Source organism: Photobacterium aphoticum (genome assembly GCF_001029435.1).
Classification (GTDB): domain Bacteria; phylum Pseudomonadota; class Gammaproteobacteria; order Enterobacterales; family Vibrionaceae; genus Photobacterium; species Photobacterium aphoticum.
The window spans coordinates 48,234-69,241 of sequence record NZ_LDOV01000053.1; the positions used below are offsets into that span (position 1 = coordinate 48,234).

Annotated in this window: 16 protein-coding genes; 3 read left to right on the forward strand and 13 right to left on the reverse strand. The window is 51.7% G+C overall.

Annotation, left to right across the window (positions count from 1 at the left end; translation table 11 throughout):
* Nucleotides 1-15: 15 nt before the first annotated feature.
* The 8 genes from ABT58_RS22550 to ABT58_RS22585 all read right to left on the reverse strand — a co-directional run bounded on the left by ABT58_RS22550 (nt 16) and on the right by ABT58_RS22585 (nt 10,996).
* A complete protein-coding gene (locus tag ABT58_RS22550) occupies nt 16-1,446 on the reverse strand; it encodes a BatD family protein (protein WP_047876688.1) in 1,431 nt (476 codons plus the stop codon).
* Entirely contained in the window at nt 1,443-3,206 is a 1,764-nt protein-coding gene (locus ABT58_RS22555; protein ID WP_047876689.1) for a vWA domain-containing protein, read from the reverse strand. The genes ABT58_RS22550 and ABT58_RS22555 overlap by 4 nt, the downstream gene beginning before the upstream one ends.
* The gene (locus ABT58_RS22560; RefSeq protein ID WP_047876690.1) at nt 3,199-4,290 is read right to left on the reverse strand and encodes a vWA domain-containing protein; all 1,092 of its coding nucleotides are present in this window, start codon (nt 4,288-4,290) and stop codon (nt 3,199-3,201) included. The genes ABT58_RS22555 and ABT58_RS22560 overlap by 8 nt, the downstream gene beginning before the upstream one ends.
* Nucleotides 4,287-4,910, reverse strand: a complete 624-nt coding sequence (locus tag ABT58_RS22565) for a DUF4381 domain-containing protein (protein ID WP_053063184.1) — start codon at nt 4,908-4,910, stop codon at nt 4,287-4,289. Before ABT58_RS22565 ends, ABT58_RS22560 begins: the two co-directional genes overlap by 4 nt.
* Entirely contained in the window at nt 4,907-5,872 is a 966-nt protein-coding gene (locus ABT58_RS22570; protein ID WP_047876691.1) for a DUF58 domain-containing protein, read from the reverse strand. The genes ABT58_RS22565 and ABT58_RS22570 overlap by 4 nt, the downstream gene beginning before the upstream one ends.
* 9 nt (nt 5,873-5,881) lie before the next feature.
* On the reverse strand, nt 5,882-6,886 hold the full coding sequence (locus ABT58_RS22575) for an AAA family ATPase (protein ID WP_047876692.1): 1,005 nt from the start codon (nt 6,884-6,886) through the stop codon (nt 5,882-5,884).
* 59 nt (nt 6,887-6,945) lie between these two features.
* Nucleotides 6,946-9,270: a cytochrome c3 family protein gene (locus ABT58_RS22580; RefSeq protein ID WP_047876693.1), complete on the reverse strand. Its 2,325-nt coding sequence runs from the start codon at nt 9,268-9,270 to the stop codon at nt 6,946-6,948.
* A gap of 166 nt (nt 9,271-9,436) precedes the next feature.
* Nucleotides 9,437-10,996, reverse strand: coding sequence for an arylsulfatase (locus tag ABT58_RS22585; RefSeq protein WP_047876694.1), 1,560 nt, complete (start codon nt 10,994-10,996; stop codon nt 9,437-9,439).
* Nucleotides 10,997-11,506: 510 nt separating this feature from the next.
* On the opposite strand from ABT58_RS22585, the gene ABT58_RS22590 reads away from it, so the two are divergent.
* The 3 genes from ABT58_RS22590 to ABT58_RS22600 all read left to right on the forward strand — a co-directional run bounded on the left by ABT58_RS22590 (nt 11,507) and on the right by ABT58_RS22600 (nt 15,610).
* Nucleotides 11,507-12,889, forward strand: coding sequence for a short-chain fatty acid transporter (locus ABT58_RS22590; protein ID WP_047876695.1), 1,383 nt, complete (start codon nt 11,507-11,509; stop codon nt 12,887-12,889).
* Between the two features lie 227 nt (nt 12,890-13,116).
* Nucleotides 13,117-14,013 (forward strand): LysR family transcriptional regulator, encoded by an 897-nt coding sequence (locus tag ABT58_RS22595; RefSeq protein ID WP_047876696.1) that lies wholly within the window; start codon nt 13,117-13,119, stop codon nt 14,011-14,013.
* A 133-nt stretch (nt 14,014-14,146) separates the two neighbouring features.
* On the forward strand, nt 14,147-15,610 hold the full coding sequence (locus tag ABT58_RS22600; protein WP_047876697.1) for a DKNYY domain-containing protein: 1,464 nt from the start codon (nt 14,147-14,149) through the stop codon (nt 15,608-15,610).
* A 27-nt stretch (nt 15,611-15,637) separates the two neighbouring features.
* Here ABT58_RS22600 and ABT58_RS22605 read toward each other — a convergent pair whose 3' ends face one another.
* The 5 genes from ABT58_RS22605 to rbsD all read right to left on the reverse strand — a co-directional run bounded on the left by ABT58_RS22605 (nt 15,638) and on the right by rbsD (nt 20,717).
* On the reverse strand, nt 15,638-16,645 hold the full coding sequence (locus ABT58_RS22605) for a substrate-binding domain-containing protein (RefSeq protein WP_047876698.1): 1,008 nt from the start codon (nt 16,643-16,645) through the stop codon (nt 15,638-15,640).
* Nucleotides 16,646-16,657: 12 nt separating this feature from the next.
* Nucleotides 16,658-17,575, reverse strand: a complete 918-nt coding sequence (rbsK, locus tag ABT58_RS22610; protein ID WP_047876699.1) for a ribokinase — start codon at nt 17,573-17,575, stop codon at nt 16,658-16,660.
* A gap of 130 nt (nt 17,576-17,705) precedes the next feature.
* Nucleotides 17,706-18,719 carry an aldose 1-epimerase family protein gene (locus ABT58_RS22615; protein WP_229821792.1) on the reverse strand — a complete coding sequence of 338 codons (1,014 nt, stop codon included), beginning with the start codon at nt 18,717-18,719 and terminating at the stop codon, nt 17,706-17,708.
* Nucleotides 18,720-18,805: 86 nt separating this feature from the next.
* Nucleotides 18,806-20,155 (reverse strand): L-fucose:H+ symporter permease, encoded by a 1,350-nt coding sequence (gene fucP, locus ABT58_RS22620; RefSeq protein WP_047876701.1) that lies wholly within the window; start codon nt 20,153-20,155, stop codon nt 18,806-18,808.
* A 142-nt stretch (nt 20,156-20,297) separates the two neighbouring features.
* Nucleotides 20,298-20,717 carry a D-ribose pyranase gene (gene rbsD / locus ABT58_RS22625; protein WP_047876702.1) on the reverse strand — a complete coding sequence of 140 codons (420 nt, stop codon included), beginning with the start codon at nt 20,715-20,717 and terminating at the stop codon, nt 20,298-20,300.
* Nucleotides 20,718-21,008: the final 291 nt, after the last annotated feature.

Sequence of the window (21,008 nt, forward strand, 5' to 3'; positions counted from 1 at the left end):
CCACTAGCCTTAGCTCTACTTCTCTTTCACTGACACCTCTCTTTTATTTTCCAGCTCCGGCAAGGCTTTGGGTAATCGCCACTGTCGAATACGCGTGATGATAGTTTCATTCTCACCGCTTTCTGCCGTGCCTTTTGTTATGCTTCCTGTCTTACTTTTTGCAGAAACATGTCGCCATAGGCGTTGAAAGCGTGCGGCGTTATCCCGATTTTTCTGGTGTTCAGCCACTCCATCCTGTTGAAAGGCTTCGCTGTCTTGCTGCCACGCTTGTAGCTCCTCGCCCACTTTGGCTTTGGTGATTTCCACCTCGCCCGCATTTAAGCGCAACCGGCGATATATCAAGGTACGCGCTGGTGCCCATTGCCCTTTGCGTAGCAGTTGCCATAACTGCCACCGCTCCGGTTTGGGGTGCGTTTGAAAATACCGGCGCAATGCCCACAAAATAACAACGAGCACCAACAAAGCAATAATCACGCTCGCTAAAATGGGCCAGTAATAGGCCAACCACGAACGCCACGTATGGGCAATATGGAATGACTTGCCCGCAACCGTTTCTGTCCGCAAAGTTTGATGCTGGGTATCCCACCAGTAAAAGGTGTAATCCGGAAACTGAATCTCCCCGCCCATTTGCAGGATATACACCGTTTGCTCGGTACGGCTGGACTGATAATCCCCCCGCGTTTGAGTATCACTGAGTTGGTGGGGTTGAGCATAAGCCTGATAATTCCGTGATGAGGCAGCCACATGATCACCGCCGGTGTCTGCTGCCATTAAATCGGGCAGTAATACCGACAAACTGTCTTTTGCCGTGATCGTAATCGTACGGGTCACCGCATCGCCAACATGCAATGTCTCCGTCGATGACTGCCATGTCTGACTGACATTCGCCTCACTGGCGGTAAACCAAATGCTTTCTTGGGTGAGCAAACCTGACGGTAAGCGGGCGTCAAAGGTCACCGGGGCCGTTTGCACCGTACCACGTACCGGCTTACCATCCTCTCCTGACACCTGCACACTCACGGCAATCGGCGGGATAGTAAACTGGCCGGACTGCTGCGGGTACAAGGTAATTTCCCACCGTTGATGGGACCATGTCTGGCCTTGTTCCCGTGTCGTGTAATTGGTGGCTAGTTGATTGCGTTGCTTGGCAATCACATTGGGGATGTCGACGCGGCCGATGCGAGTACCGCCGGTAAACCAGCGCGGCGTAGAGACATCAATCGAGAGGATCACCTGCTCATTCACACTGAAAGCCGCTTTCTCGCCCTCATCCCCCACCCAGGCTTTCACTCGTACACCGGTCTTATCGGCAGCTGCGTGGACACAGACACTCATCAATACCAGAGTAAAGAGCACCAACACGGTAAACACCCTGATCATCAAAGATCGAGCTAATACGCCTGTCATTCGCATTTTTCTGTCGAGTACCTCGCCATATCGCGTCATTCCGACGTCCCTCCGTCGTTAGGATCGCCTGCCGTGTTCGGATCGTCTTGCTGATCGCGATCGAGCAACTGAAGCTGGAATTTCGCTTTAAGGAAATACTTGGGATCCGCCTCTACCCGCTTGAGCCATTTATCCGCCAAGTCATCACTGCCCAGTAATTCACTGGCGCTCAAGTGCTCTTTCACCATCAATTCAGCCGAGGTTTTCTCATCCGCGCCTTCTGCGGTTTGAGGCTCATCCCCCAATTCAAATGACTGCTCCGGCCCATCGCTTGAACCCGCCTGACTTTCACTGAACTGATTGATGTCATCCACAATGCCGCTGAGTACCCGATAGTTATGGGCAACGTCGCTTTTTAACGCCGGATCTAAACCGGGTTTATCCAGCATGGTTTTGAGCAAATCACGCGCCGCCACATATTCACGCTGACGGGCTAACGCACTGGCGGCGTAATACTGACCGCGATCGGTGTCCACCTGAATAAACGCGGTGTGTGCCAGCTTAAATTCCCCCGCATAGTAATAAGCGATCCCTTTTCGCAGCGGATCCTCAAAATGCTGCCCAGCCGCCAGATACTCGCTGTGATTAAACAATCGCTGCCCTTGCTGATCCGGCGTGAGCCATAAGTCCCACCACCACTGCGCCGCTTTATCTAACGCTGTCAGCGTCTCAACAGGTTCGGTCTGTTTAGCTTTCATCTCTACCGGTTGGGCATTCGCTGCGGGGGCATACAAGAGCGAGGCGCTGAACACGGCAGACAACAGCAACGACAGTGACACCATCGCCACCCAACTCCACTGCACCAGCCACCCTCGGCGGAACCACAGCAGTAAAATCAGCGCAATCGGGAGCAACAAACCATAGCCCATGTCTTTCCACGGCATGGCCGATTCCCCATTAAGCTGCATATTGCGCTCGATATAGCGATTCAGCGCTTCCACATCCGAGCTGTCCACCGTGACCGCCACTACCCGTCCGTTACTGGCACTGGCGAGTGCATCCAGCGCCTTCATATCAACCGGATCAGGACTGGCTACATCAGCATTGCCCGCCGCCAGAATCAGCAACTGGTAGGGATTATTCGCGAAGTACTCACCATAAGCGTCGATGGTGCGTTGACTGGCTCCATCGGTGACCAGCAACACCGTAGAACCCGGCGCCGCTTGTAATTGATCCGCAATTAACGGCAATGCCTGCTCAGCGGCCTTGCCTTCAATCGGCATAATATCTGGTGCGATGGCGGCTAAAAACGGGGCAAACACGCGGCTGTCTTGTGTCACCGGCATGGCGATATGGGCCGTACCTGCGTAGACCACCAATCCGGCTTTGCCTCCGTCACGCAAGGCCAATAAATCACGGATTTTCTGTTTGCTTCGCTCCAGCCGACTGGGCGGTAAATCGGTCTGTAACATGCTTTCGCTGTTATCCAGCACCACCAGCATGAACGCTTTATCTTCCCCAAACGGTGAAGCTTGTCGCTGCCATGTTGGCCCGGCACACACCACAATCGCCAGCGTCATGATCAACGCCAATACTTTCAGTGGCAGTTGCTTACGCCAGCCCTGATCGCCCACCGTTAAGGCACGGCGTAAATGGTCTGGCAATATCGACTGCCAACGGGGCTGGCTGTCTTCTCGCCAGCGCCAATACACCACCGCACACAGGGGCAATAACGCCAGCAACCAGTAGGGACGAATAAAATGAAATTGGGTGAAAAACGCCTGGAGATTCTGATTATCAAAAAAAGAGCCATCAACCATGCTGGCCTCCCGACGCTTTCACTGACTCAGGCTTTACGATACGGGCAGGATGACGCTGCACCGAAGCGAAAATAAATGCTGTCAGATAGATAACCACCACCAGCGCAATCAGGTAGTAATGCACACTCTGTTTCGGCCGATAGGTTGTGCTCTCATAGAGTTGGGGTTCCAACTTACCGACCTGCTCGTACGCCTGTGCCAACTCTTGCCGATTCAGCGCCGAGAACGCTTTGCCGCCGGATAACGCTGCGACCTGATTAATGGTGTCCATATCTAACGCGCTTTCTCCCACCGTGCGCGGATCCCCCATCGCGATCATATAAATGCGCACGGATTTCGCCGCTGCCACCTTGGCCGCTTCCACCGGCTCGACAAAACTGCCGGTATCATTGCCGTCTGTCAGCACTATCGCCACTTGCTCACGGGGCTCGGTGTCACCGGAGGCGATACGCGATTGCGCGCTTTGCTCAAACACCTTGATGGCCAAGCCCATTGCATCCCCTAAGTGGGTACTTTGCCCTGCCATTGCCACATCGGTTTGTTGCAACAGCGCGAGCCACACGGCTTGGTCTGCGGTAAACGGGGTCTGCACAAAAGCCGCATCCCCAAACAAAATCAAACCTAGGCGATCCCCTTTGCGGGTTTTGGCAAAATCGGCCAGCACTTGCTTGGCCGCTGCCAAACGGGTGATCTGCGCGCCGCTATCCGAGGTAAAATCCTTCTCTGCCATTGAGCCTGACAAATCCACCAACACCATCAAATCGCGCCCCATGCGTTCCCGCGTCTGCGGTTCTCCCAATACCATCGGCTTGGCAAGTGCCGTCACCAACAACAACCACGACAACACTAAAGCTGCGCGCTGCCACCAACGGGGAGATAATTGACTGGCCCCTCGCGTGGGTTTAGCGCCTAATGCCTCCGACAATTGGCGGAAAAACGGCACTTTGGTTGCCAGCTGACGGGTGCGGTAAGCGGGGATCAAAAAATGCACCAGAAAAGGGAGCGGCAAAATCAACCACCACCACGGATGGGCGAACTCAAATTGCAGCCCTGTTAGCGATGACCAGAATGATGAGCTACTCATTGCCGCTCCTTAGCAGAAGGCTTTGGATCCTGTACCTCGGGCATATTGGTGGCATCATCACGCTGACCTAAGCGCGGTTCATGCGCTTTAATCCAGACACGACTGGTCGCTAACAACGCCTTTCCTTCTGATGCATCTAGCGTGATAGTCGGGTTGACTAAAGACTGCATCCACCGCTGCCCCAATGCCGTATTGAAACCGCCTTGGGAATGGGGCGTATAGCGATCCAGTTGCTGTAAAAAAGGCACACTAAACAGTGAGGCATGGCGACTGTCGAGATAAACCAACACCGTTTTCAACATCCGAAACAACGCCTGACTGCGCTCACTGGGCGTCATATTTTGCATATTGCCGAGCGTGTCCAGCGCCGCTAAGGCTTCTGTCCGGTAACGGTTTTGCCACCAGACCCACACGCGGCGATAGAGCATATAAGCCAGCCATAAGACCACTATCACGCCAAGCACTTGCCACCCCACCGTTTGTGGCCAAAGGCTGACGCTGTCCGGCACCGGTACCTCGTGCATTTCGCGCAACATGTAACTGCTGGGTGGCGTATGTTCCGATGACTGCGCGATAGCCTTCGATGTACTGAATGCCATTATCAAAGTGAAAAGCTTCATCCGCGCTCTCCCACTGCCTGGCGAAAACGGTTTAAGTGATCGCCAGACGTATCCAAAGCGATATATGGCAAACGTTTCATCGCCATCAGGCGTCGTAAAGCATCCCGCTGCAGATCCGCTTGCGCCGTCAGGTACTCGCTGGCTTGTTCCACTTTTGCCTGCGAGTCGAGATTCATTTGGTATTGCCCATCCCCAATCACCCAATTGGCTTTCGCCAAGAACGACGGCAACGCCTGTTCAAGGGGATCGCTGATCTGCACCGCCAGCACATCGTTATGCTGTTGCCATTGTTTCAGTTGCTCTAACATGGCCTCATCACAGTCATGCCAGTCACTGATGATCACCAAGGTCGACTGCTTCAGGCACATCCGCCCCAATTGGGTGAGCCAATGTGAAAAACTGACGTGTTCACTGTCTTGCGAGCGCACATTGAGCGCTTGATTGGCTTGGCTCAGCACCCGTAATTGGCGCAGCACTTCATGTTGGGTGCGCTGAGACGGACTGATATGCAGACGTTGGCTGTCGGCTATCAGAAAGCCGACCCGATCGCCATCTTTGAGGATCCGCCACGCACACATCGCCGCAATGTCTGCCGCGACCACAGATTTCATCACCGAGGTGGAAGAGAAAAACATGGTGCTGCGCTGATCCACACAGAGGATCACATTGCGATCTTTTTCCTCGGTGTAGCTGCGCACATGGGGCTTGCCCGTACGCAACGTCACTTTCCAGTCCAGATTGCGAATGTCATCACCTTGCTGGTAATGGCGCAGCTCTTCAAAATTCAATCCTCGGCCACGAAACCGCGACTGATGGCGGCCAGACAACACACTGCCAGCCTTCAGGTGCGGCAACAAACTGAATGACATCGCCTGCGATTGCAGACGCACCAGCCGGGCATAATCGCAATACAAACGCGGGTCGAGATCTTGAGAGCGTGGCGCTATCGTGGGTCTGGCCATATTCTGCCCCTAGCCTATCTGCACATGGTCGAGCAAAGCATTCACCACCGCCTGATGCGTCACGCCTTCTGCCAAGGCATCATAAGACAGGCTGATGCGGTGACCTAGCACCATGGATGCCATGGCACGCACATCATCGGGCAAGACATGATCACGCCCCTGTAACCACGCATAAGCACGGGCACATTTGTCCAACGCAATAGAAGCACGAGGGCTGGCACCAATTTCGATCCAACGGGACAAGTCGGCATCGGGGTAGCGATCCGGATGACGGGTCGCCATCACCAGTGCCACGATATAGTTTTCAACCAAATCAGACACCGCAATATCTGGCAACGCACGGCGAGCCGCAAACACCACCTCGGGATCGATATGGCGGTGTTCATCATGCTGCGTGTCCCTTTCTTCATGTTCTGCGTGGCGCTCTTCACTACGCTCTTCGTTACGGACGAGGCGCACAATGTCCCGCTCGGCACTGTCGTCCGGGTAATCCACCGTCACTTTCATGATAAAGCGATCCATCTGCGCTTCCGGCAACGGGTAGGTGCCTTCTTGCTCTACGGGATTCTGCGTCGCCAGCACCATAAATAACGGCGGCAAGGCGTGGGTATCATTACCCACGGTGATCGTGCCTTCAGCCATGGCTTCCAATAACGCCGCCTGTACCTTGGCTGGCGCGCGGTTCACTTCATCCGCCAGCACGATATTGTTAAATATCGGCCCCGGCTGAAAATGCAATTGCGGCTTACCGTCGACCTCTTGGTAAACTTCTGTCCCTGTCACATCCGACGGCAACAAGTCTGGGGTAAATTGAATTCGGCCAAACTGAGTCTCCAGCAGGTTGGCTAGCGATTTCACTGACCGCGTTTTTGCCGTGCCCGGCAAGCCTTCCAGCAGCACATGGCCATTGGTCAGCAAACCAATCACCAGCGCCTGCACCACGTGGCTTTGCCCAATCACACTGCGCTCAGTCAGCGCAATCAGGTCGTTCATTGCTTGTTGGGTTGGATTCATGAATGCTCCCTTGTCAGGTTTTTCATTCGTCGTCATGTCAATGTGGGACTTTTTCCCTTTTATTTTTTCTGTAACTGCTTGATCACCTCGGCGGGCACATACTGACCCAACGTGATCAGGCACTGGTGTAAGGCCTCCGCCACCGCCGGCTCTTGGCGGTTTCTCGACAGCACCTCACACTGGGCATACAGATGCTGAGGATTGCCACTGACCGCAAAGGCTTTGCCCAGTGATTCACTCGCTGCCATCACATCCTGAGACTCCAACGCGAGGCCATACACATACCAATATCGTGCATTCGACGCCGCCCGCTCAGCGGCTTGCTGTAAATACGCCAATGCTTCTTTTTGGTGACTGCCGCTGTGCGATGACGGGCCTTGTCGCAGCAAAGCTAACCCGGCACTGAACGGCAATGCTGACGACTTAGGCTGCGCTTTCATGCCCGCAATCAGGGTTTGCAACGCCAATTGCTCGTTGCCTTGTTCACGGTACAAATCGGCTAAATTAACGTAGCTGTTCTCAAAATACGGCTCTACCGCAATGGCACCCTGATAAGCGGTGATCGCCGCTTGCACATGACCTTGCGCCCGATAGACGTTACCCATATTGGTTCGGCCAAAGCCTCTGTCGGCGTTGTAATACTGAATCTCCATGTACTCGGCCAACGGCGCCGCCAATTGCTGTCGTTGAACATCTGATAACGATGACCACCCCGCGACCAATGCCCCAGCGGCTTCACTGCGCACAGACAACACCGGATCGGCCAATAGTGGGCTGATAATTTGCCAGCGTTCCGCCAAGCCGAACCCATCAGAGCCAGCAATCGCCCCAAGGCGGATCAGGGCACTGTCATGTTTAACGGCTCGGCCCAGTGCCACCACCCGATTTTGCTGACGGGCACTGAGCGCACGGGGATCGCCAGCATTGCCTGCCAGACGCGCCAACGCAGAGGCACGAATAATGTCGCTTTCACTGCCGTCTTGCGCGGTGTATGCCAGCGCGTCCATCGCATCTGGGTGACCGATAGCGTTGGCATAAAAGGCGATAGAAAAGTGCCGAGGGTTCTGATGCTGAGACTTCGGGAACCATTCACGCAATTGCTTTGCCGCCCATTTGTCGGTTTGATCGGAATGGCACTGGGTACACGCATTCGGTGCTCCGGTGTACTGGCTAAGATCCGGGCGTGGCACTTGCCAGCTGTGATCACGGCGGGGATCCACTTGCATATACACCGTCTCCATCATGTGGCAAGACGTACAGGTAGAGGCCTCTGAGTCCGGCGCGTGAAAGGTATGCTTTTGTGGCGAATAGTCACTGGCGTTATGGCATTGCTGGCACAGTGCCGGCTCGGGCATTTTGAGTTTCGCCGTGTGCGGATCGTGACAGTTAGTGCACGTCACGCCCTTTTTTGCCATTTTTGACTGCAAGAATGAGCCATACACGTAATCTTCATCGAAGATCTGTCCATCCGGATAATAGAGCGCATCGGTGATCAGGCTGAGTCGGTATTGTTCAAGAAAAGCATCAGCACCGGAGGGTTTCTCTGCTGATACATTGGACGTTCCCTGCATCGCGCCGTGTATGGAGTGCGGTGACTCAGTCAGTTGCGTGCGGCGACTGTGGCATTGCGCGCACGCCACCACTTGATCAGTGGGTTCGATAGATTGGGGTTGCAGAGTATTACTGCCCTCACGATGTACCCACTGGCGTACCGCCTGTTTTACATCGCGGGTCAGCCCAAAGTGATCCGTGCTCTCTGCACTCACCGTCTGCTTAGCCCAATCAACGTGCGTTTTGCCCGGGCCATGGCACGCTTCACACCCCACATTGATGTCTGAATACGTTGTGTCATAACGATCTTTATCAGCATCGTAGTTTTTTTGCAGGTTGGTGGAATGGCAATCGGCACACATGTGGTTCCAATTCTGTCCTGTATTGGTCCAGAAAAACGGATCGGTCGTGGTTTGATCAGGATAGAGGTGGAACCAACGTTGCCCGCCTTCTGACTCGGGGCGCGTATCCCATGCAAAGGGGATCAACTGAATGCGGCCATCGGGAAAGGCCACCATGTATTGCTGCAACGGGTAATAGCCGAAGGTATAACGGATTTGATAATCACGAAATTGGCCATCACTGCCCGCGATATACACCCAATATTCCTCACCTTTACGAAAAAAACGGTTTTCGCCCCCGTTAAACGGCAACGCATCGTTATTGAAGTTGCCTAAAACACTGTCGACGGTGGCATGCTGCATCGCCTTGTCATGGTGTGACCCTTGCCAGGCTTCGGCAGCATCTTGATGACAGCCCACACAGGTTTGACTACCGACATAGTCCGTCGAGGCGGCCTTTACCGTGCCGATAGCAACCATCAGCCACATCATTATCAACAGCCAGTATCGTCGTTGTGCATTCCTTGCCACGTTGCCTCCTTGGCCTACCTGCCTGATGTTTGGACTTTATTTAACTGTATAACCTGAATAGCCATATCGGTAATCACAGATAAAAAAGAAGCGGCACCCAATCGGATCCCGCTTCTTTGATGACGCCTTATTTATTCTGCGATTCTTTCAGCTTATCCATCACCTGATCGAGGCTAAAGCTGGCCGCTTTCTGACGCGGTGGGAACTCTTTGAAGGTTTCCAGATACTGCGCCACATAGGTTTGTGCCGGTACCAGCATGTACGCACGATCGAGCATCCAGTCATAGTAAGTATTTGACGTGATGTCCGCGACTTCGTACGGATCCATTCTCAGGTTGAAGATCTTAGGCACACGCAATGGGGTGAACGGTTCCGCCCAGATACGTAGTGTCCCTTTGGCACGCTGCTCAAGGAATACAATTTTCCACTTGTTGTAACGCAGTGATGACAGGTCACCATCATCGGTGAAGTAGAAAATTTCCTTACGCGGCGATTTCTCTTCTTTACCGGTCAGGTACGGCAAAATGTTGTAGCCATCCAGATACACCTTGTATTCGGTATCCCCGATTTTCGTCCCTTCTTTGAGCTTCTCTTTGATGCTGTCATCACCCGTCGCCGCTAAGAACGTGGGCATCCAGTCCATGTGGTGTACGATCTCATTGGATACCGAGCCAGCTTCAATTTTACCCGGCCAGCGCACCATGGCAGGGACACGGTAGGCCCCTTCCCAGTTGGTATTCTTCTCACCACGGAACGGGGTTAAACCAGCATCAGGCCACGAGTTCATGTGCGGACCGTTATCGGTGGAATAGAAAACAATGGTGTTATCTTTGATCCCCAGATCGTCCACTTTTTTGAGCAGCAGACCAACATGGGTGTCGTGCTCGACCATCCCGTCGGCATAAGTACTGATCCCAGTGGTGCCTTGCAGTTCCGGCTTCACGTGGGTGCGGAAATGCATACGGGTCGCATTCCACCAAATAAAGAAAGGTTTATCGGCTTTCACCGCTTTTTCCATGAAGCCCATGGCCGCATCAACGGTTTCATCGTCAATGGTTTCCATCCGCTTACGGGTCAGAGGACCGGTGTCTTCAATTTTGCCGTCAGCGTAAGAGTGAATAACCCCGCGAGGGCCGAACTTCTTACGAAACTCCGGATCTTTCGGATAGTCGACATTTTCCGGCTCTTCTTCCGCATTCAAGTGGTAAAGGTTACCGAAGAACTCATCAAAACCGTGGTTCGTCGGTAGGTGTTCATCTTTATCACCCAAGTGGTTTTTACCGAACTGGCCGGTCATATAGCCCAGTGGTTTAAGCAGTTCCGCGATGGTGACATCTTCTGGCTGCAAGCCCAAATCTGCCCCCGGCAAACCCACTTTACTCAACCCCGTGCGCAAGACACTTTGTCCGGTAATAAAGGTGGATCGCCCGGCAGTACAAGATTGCTCACCATAGTAATCGGTAAACATCATGCCTTCTTTGGCAATGCTGTCGATGTTTGGCGTTTTGTAACCCATTAAACCAAAGGTGTAGACACTCAGGTTGGATTGCCCAATGTCATCTCCCCAGATCACCAAGATATTCGGCTTACCTTCAGTTTCCTCTGCGGCGAACACATTACCGGCGGATGCCACGCCGAGCGTTAGCGCCATTGCGGCCAGCCGGACCACGCGGTATTTCCCTGCCATATAAACCCCTATTGGTTGTTGTTTATCTTATGGAAAATATAATGTTGAATGTAAACGTATAGCTTAGAAGTGCGGGTTTATCGACCGAGAGGAATGACAAATTGCGGGGTACAGATGACTAGAAAAAAGGACAAAATCAAACAAAAAAACCATTAATCAACACGTTGGAGTATCATTCTTTTGAGGTGAATAATTTGATACGTCATCAGCGCAAATAACTGCAATAACACGTTCCCGCCCGTTGAGAAATACACCAGCGTGCGACACACCACACTTTCTGCATTGAAAATATGCAAAGCCTCTTCCCGTTATTACGCCTACTCAATCCCCGTGAAATCCGTTTGAATAAAGCGGTTGATTACATCCATAACGTGAAATTTATAACCATAAACACAACACCCAATCACGTAGCACAATCACACAATATGCCTTGCCACTGCACGGTTCATGCCTAAACAAAAACTGTGCAGTCGCAAGCCTACGGTTGGGGGTTGATGGAAAGGAGTTCCCATGACGATTACCACCAGTGCTTCGCACTCACCCACGTTGCTACAACGTGTTTCCTCTGTCTGTACCCATGTAGTGCAACGCTACCTGCCCGATCCGTTTTTGTTTGCCGCCATCCTTACCTTTGTGGTTTTCCTCATTACCATGCCAGTGACTGGCCAGTCCCCTCTTCAGGTTGTTGATGCTTTTGCTGGCGGTTTCTGGAATTTACTCGCGTTTGCCATGCAGATGGCCATGGTGGTAGTGACCGGTCATGCGATGGCTTCGGCGCCGGTCTTTAAGCGTTTCTTGGCTAAGCTGGCCGGTTACGCCACCAGCCCAACACAAGCGATTATGATCGTCACCTTTATCTCAGCCGTGGCGTGTTTGATTAACTGGGGCTTTGGTCTGGTTGTCGGTGCGATTTTTGCCAAAGAGCTGGCGACGCGCGTGAAAGGCGTCGATTACCGTTTGCTGATCGCCTCTGCGTATACCGGATTCCTGTTCTGGCATGGTGGGTTATCGGGCTCTGTACCGCTGTCTTTGGCGAGCGGTGCGGGTCTGGCTGAAGCCACCTCCGGCGCGCTGACCGAAGCCGTACCGACCAGTGAAACCATTTTCTCGGTGGTGAACATGGCGATTGTCGGTGTGATGCTGATTGTGATCCCGCTGGTGAATAAAGCGATGCACCCTAACGCGGAAAACACCTTTGTGATTGATCCGTCACTGCTCGAAGACAGTGCCGACCAAAAACAAGATGCGGCGCCAACAACACCGGCAGAACGCCTTGAGCAAAGTGTGTGGGTAAACCGTGCCTTGGCACTGCTTGGCTTTACTTACATCATCAATTACTTCATCGAAAATGGCTTTGCGCTGAACCTGAACATCGTGAACTTTGTGTTCCTGTTCACCGCTATTTTGCTGCACGGCACACCCAAGCGCCTGTTGCACGCTATCGCGCAAGGCACCAAAAACACTGCCGGTATCCTGCTTCAGTTCCCTTTCTATGCCGGTATCATGGGCATGATGGTGGCCGCAGGTCCTGATGGCGTATCGGTTGCCGGTGCGGTTTCTGACTGGTTTGTAGATATTTCCAACGAGCTGACTTTCCCTGTATTTACCTTCTTGAGCGCCGGTATTGTGAACTTCTTCGTCCCTTCAGGCGGCGGCCAGTGGGCAGTACAAGCCCCTATCATGATGCCTGCAGGCTTAGAGCTTGGTGTACCAGCAGCGAAAACCGCGATGGCGATTGCTTGGGGCGATGCGTGGACCAACATGATCCAGCCATTCTGGGCCCTGCCAGCCTTGAGTATTGCGGGTCTGAATGCCAAAGACATCATGGGTTACTGTATCGTGACACTCTTGGCGTCGGGCGTGATCATTTGCGCAGGTTTCTTGTTCCTGTAAGACGTCTGATCAACCTCTATATAGCCCCCCACAAGCCACCGTTCGCGGTGGCTTGTTCTTTTCTTTTCAGTCAAACACGCTGGTAGCGGTATAACATATTGATTAAAAGCATCACTTTGTGATCAATAACGCGCTAATAACAGCAAATCGTGGCTTTTATCACTGAACCGTCCCTCACTTTCTCTTACTGTTTGCGTCCCTCTCCCTCCGCATCATCGAAGGTATTTATGCTGGATAAAATGGATTTTTTTGTGTGTGTGATCCGCTGTGGCTCTATCTCGGCAGCAGCCAGAAAATTCAATATCTCCTGCTCGGCGGGCAGCCGCTGGTTACAAGAACTGGAATCCCATTTTGGCATGACGTTAATGCGCCGCTCTAACCGCGTATTGACCCTCACCCCTGCCGGACAAAAACTGTTTGATGATTTCTCGCCCTTAGCGGACAGTGCCGACCAACTTCGACGTTCCATTCAAGATTTCAAAAGTGAAGACATTGGCCACATCAACATCGCCTGTACCCCAGTGTATGCCAACCATTTCCTGATGGAGCGCGTGGCCGATTACATGGACGCCCACCCGAACGTGACCTTCAATATCGTGGTGTCTCCCTGGGCGTTAGATCTGGCCGCCGAATCCGACTTGATGATTTCGGCCAATGCGCACTATCAGGGCTATCGGGAGAAAGATTTACACCTGGTACGACGGGAACTGTACCAATGTCCGTTTATTGCCGTAGCGACCCGTGCATATCTCGACAAGCATGGCGAACCCTTAGTGCCTTCTGAACTCACTCAGCACCGCTGTTTGTTTGCCTCTACCCTGACGGGTAGCAATGACTGGATTTTCTCGCTAGGTGATGAAACTGAGATGATCAAAATTCCGAAAACACTGGAAGTGAATGACAGTGATCTGTTGCTTGATGGTGTGATGCATGATGCGGGCGTGGGTTACTTACCCGAATTTCTCGTTAAAGATCGTGTTGAGCGTGGCGAAATTGTGCAGATCCTGCCGGACTACACCACCAGCATGTGGAGTGTAAATTTGTACTATCACCCGCCACAAAAAGCCTCAACGGTGGCGACGCATTTCAAAAATACCCTGTTGGCGGATCCCTTTAGTGCATAACCGTTGTTCAACGCGTAATTGCTTGAACTGACTCCCGTAACCGACGACACAGCCTCATCCCTCTCTGGGCATTGGGGTATATTCCGCTCCGTAACGCGAGAATATATCTCAGATGAACGGAGGGAAGGTGAAGATGGGATTTCTTTTTAATGGGCAATTTTGGCTGTGTGTATTATTACTCATCTTGCTTCCGTTTATCCTCGCCAAAATCAAAGTGAATAACCGGGCAATACTCAGCTATTTCATTAATCCCTCTTTCTTATTTTCCGGTATGGTCGATGAAGACAAATCGACCTCCTACTACTATTCCTATAACCGTCAACACATTCGGTATTCGCCTTATGGCAACTGGTTTCAATTGGGCAATAACGTTGTGGAAGGCGCTGACCTCGATACCTTTGAAGTGCTGAATGAAAAATATGCCCGCGATAAAAACAGCGTGTATTACGGCCCGACAAAAATATCAACGGTGGCTGATCGCGATACGATCCAGATCATCAATCACTTTGTGGTGAAAGATAAGGCTGGCGTCTATGTTAACGACGGTGGACTCCTCAAACGCCTTAGCAAACGCCATGAATTCATGACCGTCAGAGACGCTGATCCTGACACCTTTGAAATCATTACCAACAGTTGGGCGAAAGACAAACAGCATTACTATTACGACTATCGCATCATGGATGTGGACTACGACACATTTGAAATACTCAGTGACGATGTCGCTAAAGATAAACATGCAGTGTACATAAAAAGTGATAATCGCTTTGTAAAAACCGACGTTGTTGGACAACACTTTCGCGTACTGGATAACCAATATTTCTACGATACATCACATATCTACTGGTATAAGGCGGATTTTATTCATGACGGTGATGAACGCTACACGGGACAGGATAGTGCTACCTTTTGGTTAGCAAGCCTTCCCTATCAAGACATCAGTACCTTTCGCATACTGGGCGATGAACACCTGGCCATTGATAACATCGTCTATAACGATGGCACGGCTCTTCCCGACGCCGATGCCGCAACGTTTACGTTAATTGGCCACGATCACTTTGCCAAAGATGCCCAACATGTGTTTTTCAACGGTACCATTATTCCACAGGCCGACCCCGCCTCATTCACACGGCTTGAGGCCATCTTTGAGGACTTCACGAGACCCAGTCATTATGGGCAAGATGCCCAACATGTCTTTTTTGAAGACCGTGTCATATCCACACAAAGCGATTCACTGGAAGTATTGAGCGAAGAAACCTTCTTAAAAACAGCCGATCACGTTTTCTACTTAGGACACCCTTTAGAAGGGGTAAACGCCGCACAGTTTACCTTATTAGAACGTTTTTCAACCTACGGCAGTGATGGTCAATCGGTATATTTTGGCCATACCAAAATCGAAGACATCGACATCCATAGCGTAGAAGTAATTATACGAGAGTCCGTGATTCGTGATGCCAACCACGTGTATTGGGAAGGGAAAAAAGTCGAAGGCGCAGATCCTGACAGCTTTACGCGCAGTCATTCAAACTACAAAAAATACGACATGGAAGATGCCAACTACTATTACTGGCAGGGTGAGCGCGTTGAGCCTAAGCGATAAAAAGGGAAGCTCAGCTTCCCGACAGGCTTATTTTTTGAGCGTCGCCACTGTTTTTCGCTCCACCAGCATGGGCTCAAACTGCACCACGTCCACCTCACGGGTTTCACCGGCAAGGCGTTTCAGTAAGGTATCAACCGCAGCCTGACCTAATCGGTATTTCGGCTGATGAATGGTGGTCAGTGCCGGCGACATAAACTGGGCAATGTGGATATCATCGTAGCCCATTAACGAGAAATCATTCGGTACTGACAGTCCCTTCTCGTTAGCGGCATTCATCACGCCCATCGCCATCATGTCGTTACAGGCGAAAATGGCGGTTGGCAGTTCACCGGACGCGTAAATACGGTTGAAGGCATCATAGCCACCGTCACATTCAAAGTTCGATTCCACGATCCATTTCGGATTAAACGGCAAGCCCGCTTCATTCAAGGCACGCTTAAACCCTTCATAACGCATCATGGCCTGATAGCGGTTCAGCGGACCGGTAATACAACCGATGTCGCGGTGACCACAGTCAATCAGGTGTTTGGCTGCCATGTAGCCGCCGCTGAGGGAGTTATCTTGAATTTTATCGCTGGTAAACAGGATCGGGCCCCAGTCCATCACCACAACAGGAATGTCCGGGTATTTTTCAAAGATGTCGATCCGCTCCCCTTCCATCGAAGAGCACATTAAGATCATGCCATCCACACGCTTTTGCAACAGAGTGTTGATGGAATCTTGCATGCGTTGATGATCGCCTTCGGTGTTACACAGAATAAGGTTATACCCTTGCTGATAGCAGCTGCGTTCTACGCCCTTTACCACTTCACCGTAGAACGGGTTGGTAGAGGTCGTCACCAGCATGCCGAAGGTTTTGGTGCGGTTCATTTTGAGGCTGCGCGCCAACGCAGAGGGGGTGTAGTTGAGTTCCTGAGCGGCTCGGTTGACCCGCTCAGTGATTTCTTCACTCACATAACGTGATTGGTTGATAACGTGGCTCACCGTGGAGCTCGAAACGCCCGCCAGTTTGGCGATATCCTTCATGGTTGCCACGCTACTCTCCTATTACTGCTGAGCGAGAAACGCCTCCACTTCCTCACGGCGAGGAATGGAAGTCTGTGCCCCGAAACGCGTCACGCTGATCGCAGCGGCCGCATGGGCGAATTTAATGGCTGATTCTAGCGGCATTTCTTCCAGCAAACCAGTGACGAATGCCCCATTAAAGGTATCGCCTGCGGCTGTTGTGTCGGTCGCTTCCACGCGGAAACCCGGGATCACTTTGCCTTCACCGCCTTGGCTTAGCCACACGCCTTTCGCGCCAAGGGTGATCATTACAGTATGAATGCCTTTACCATGCAGCACATTCGCTGCCTGTTGCGCCGCTTCATCGCTATCAATGGTGATACCGGTCAGCACTTCGGCTTCTGTTTCATTTGGCGTGATGATGTCCACATGGTTCAGCAGTGTATCTGGCAGTTCACGTGCCGGCGCTGGGTTTAGGATCACCGTGGTGCCCGCCGCTTTTGCCGTTTGTGCTGCTTTCTCGATGCCACACATTGGGGTTTCAAGTTGCATCAGCAGGTAATCTGCCTGACGGATCGCCTCAAGATCCGCTTCAATCGCCTCTGCAGTCAATGTCGCGTTCGCTTCTGCAGAAATACAGATGCTGTTTTCACCGCTGTCTGCCACCTGGATCATCGCGATACCGGTTGGGCAGTTTGGCTGCATTTTCACGCTGGCAATGTTGATGCCGTCCATTTTGAAATGTTCGCGGATATTGATACCGAACGCGTCATCACCCACACAAGCAATAAAGCCGGTATCGGCATTCAGACGTGCTGCCGCAACAGCTTGGTTGGCACCTTTACCACCAGGGATCACTTGGTAGTTGCGACCGTGCAATGTCTCACCCGGACGCGGGAAAGAAGGTACCTGAAGCACATGGTCAGCATTCACACTACCTAATACCACTAACTTATTCATACGGTTATCCTTGGTTCTCAAATTGGTTCTTCTATTTGGTTCTTAAAACGCTAGCTAACGTTGTTTTCATCGGCGCTCGCCCCACTGACAGCCTCACAGGCCGCGAGGACGATGCGCACAATGGATTTTTTTAATTATGTTCAATACCGGTACGCACGGTAAACACTCGCGTTTCTTGCGGTGCTAAGTACTGTAGCGTGCCGTTGGCTTTGGCCGTCAGGAAACCTTCCGGACGACACGTTGCTGGCAATGCATAGGCGGCCACTTGTTGATCTTCACTGCGTAAAATCCAGCGGGTCGCACTGCAAAACTCGTTGGTGTTAAAAGCAGTAACCAGCGATTTATCGCCAATATTCATACGAAACTCTGCACGTTCAACGTGATCTGGCAGATTTTCCATGAAGTACACAATTTCTGGGTCGTACATCGCTGGCTGATCTAATGCGGCCATGGGTGCAGACACTTTCATCGATTCATTGAACGCCAGCCACTGCTCTGTTGGCTGCACGTGTGCCGGAATACTTTCGCGCAGCGTGAACGTGCTGTCTGGAATATTCTGCGTCATCTCGGCGTTGTCGATATACGCCGCATTGATATGGCACATGTACTGCAGTGGCATTGGCACACTGGCCAGGTTCTTCACCTGCATTTGAATATCAAACACGCTCGCATCTTTTGCTAAGCGTACTGATGGTGTCGCCAGATAATGATCCCCAAAGCCCATCACATATTCGTACGTACCTTTGATGGTCACCGACTCCTCATCGATTTCCAACCACGCAGTGTCCATGTTTGCACACGGCATTTCACCATGCAGCACATGATCGTCCTGCGGCGTTGGGCAACCCATGCGGATCATACCCGCGTGGAACGCAAAACAGCCGTAAGTTTCCACAATGCTTTTCGCCGGCTTTGGCTCACTGAACATGTTCTTCATGCACAAATCGGTGCCCAGAAACTCTGCGTCCCAAATCATTTGTCCCATGAATGGCAGCACCACTAAGTGACCTTGGCTGTTCTTGATTTCCAACGCTTCAATCCCTGAACGGTACGCAAAGGCGTGAATTTCAAAATCCGCAGAGTGTGCAATCAATGTTTTGTGCGCGGTAAAGTGCGCTTTTTGGAGTGGGAAAGTCAACATCATTATCTTTTCACCTCAAGTTGAGTGAGCGCGATACACACGCTCTCTCGAAAGCAAGGGCCACCCGCTTGCGGATGGCCATCTGAGTATTACGCGTTAGCAACCGTTTCTTGTGTTGCAGACTCTTGGGTTGTGTAAGTCACTGGTTTCTTGTGTTTCTTCTCACTCAGGAAGTAAGTGAACACGACCGCGAAACACGCTGCGTTAACGATGAATGAGGTTTGCATACCCACGTTATCCGCCAACAGACCCTGTACGACAGGAATCGCTGCACCACCGATGATAGACATCACCACAAAGCCACCCGCTGTTTCTGTGTAACGTGTATCCACTGACTGCAGGGTTGAAGCGAAAATCGTTGCCCAACATGGTGCGAACAGTGCTGATGTACCTACTGCTACCCATACTGCGCTGAAGTTTGGTACGAACGTGACGTACAGCAAGCACAGGAAGCCAACCGCAGAGTAACCCATCAGTACGTTTTCTTGCGTAGTCTTGGTGAACAGGTAGTTCGCCAGCAGTTTGCCCAGGAAGTACATGATGAATGCGTACAGCAGGTAGTTCGCCGCATCGTGCTCAACCATGGTTGGATCCATCGCCAGTGCCAAACGAATGGTGAATGACCATACTGCAACCTGCATACCTACGTAAGCAAACTGGGTCACGATACCTTTGAAGAAACGTGCGTTGCTTGCAAGGTAAGTCAGGGTTTCACCAAAGGTTGGTTCGTCGGCTTTCTTGTCTGATACTGCTTTACAGTTCGGGTATTCAGTGATGGCAATCAGTGCTGCAACCGTTGCGATAATACCCACCAACCACTTGTACGGTTCGAGTGTTTGCTGAAGCACTTGCTCTTTAAACATTGCCAGTTCATGGCCCGTTAACGTAGACATCATTTGCTCAACGTTCACGCCTTCCTGGAAAATCAGGTGTTTACCCAGAAGCAGACCCACGATGTAGCCCATTGCGTTGATGGTGTGAGACACATTCAGACGCAATGTCGCGCGCTCTGGCTCACCGATCATTGCTGAGTACGTATTACAAGACGTCTCCAGGAATGACAGGCCAATCGCGATACAGAAAATCGCCGCCAGGAACATGGTGTAAGTGCCCGCGTGTGATGCAGGGAAGAACATCAAACAACCAAAGATGTAGAGCGCCAAGCCCAGCAAAATCGCCAGTTTATAAGACGACTTCTTCACCACCATGGATGCTGGAATCGCAACCAGGAAGTAAGCGCCGTAGAACGCAGACTGCACCAATGCTGATGCAAAGTTAGACAGATCAAAAACGGTTTTAAACTGGGTGATCAACACGTCGTTCAATGCAGCGGCCGCAGACCACAGTGCAAACACGGTTGAAAGAAGCAGGAACTGGAAAATCGGGGTTTTGTTTAAATAGCCATCCGGATGCTGGATGGTGTGATTCTTAATAAACATAGGGCTCTTCCATCGTTATCTGCCCTCAAGGGCAGTTTATCGTTGTTTGGATTCCGTCAGTAGGGAGTGACGCGAATACCGATGTATTTCACTGGCACGTTACGCACGAGGTATACCGTGCCAGTTATTGGATCCTGTGGGATTAAAACACCACGCCAGCTTGGAAAATCACATTGGCATAAGGGGTGCATTCCCCGGTACGCACCACTGCTTTGCTGCTTTGGGTACGTACTTTAAATTCTTCATGGGAAACGGTTTGGATAGAAAATGTTTTGCCGCAGCGCTGCTGCTCAACCGCCAACAGTTCAAGCAGTGCCTGATACAGATCCGGGCTGACCTTCGCAAACTCTTCTGCCATCACCACGCCTTCAATTTGTGACTCCGTCAGAATCACACGCACAGTATCGAGAAAGCTCGGTACGCCGTGCGTCAGCGCCAGATCAATACGCTGAACATGGTCAGGGATCGGCAAGCCGGCATCGGCAATTGTGATTTCATCGGTATGGCCCAAAGTGGCGACCAGGTAAGCAATATCCGCGTTAAGTAAGGTACTTTTTTTCATTGTCATCGGCCTAAGTGCTGAAGATGAGCGGCTAACCAACACTCCCCCCCCTTCCATGGATACAACATCCAGAACGTGGCGAGTAACACCCTCATCGATACGTTTCGATGGCATCATAATCCGATCGCGATGCATTGCGAGGACCAAAAAAGCATTGTGTGATTAGGATCGGAGATAAACCGGAGAAGAGAGGAAATTGAGTGACAAACATCACACTCGGTAGTGCAATAAATGGAGAATCACGAGGAAGGCATCATTATGCGCAATAACGCATACCACATAACGATAAAA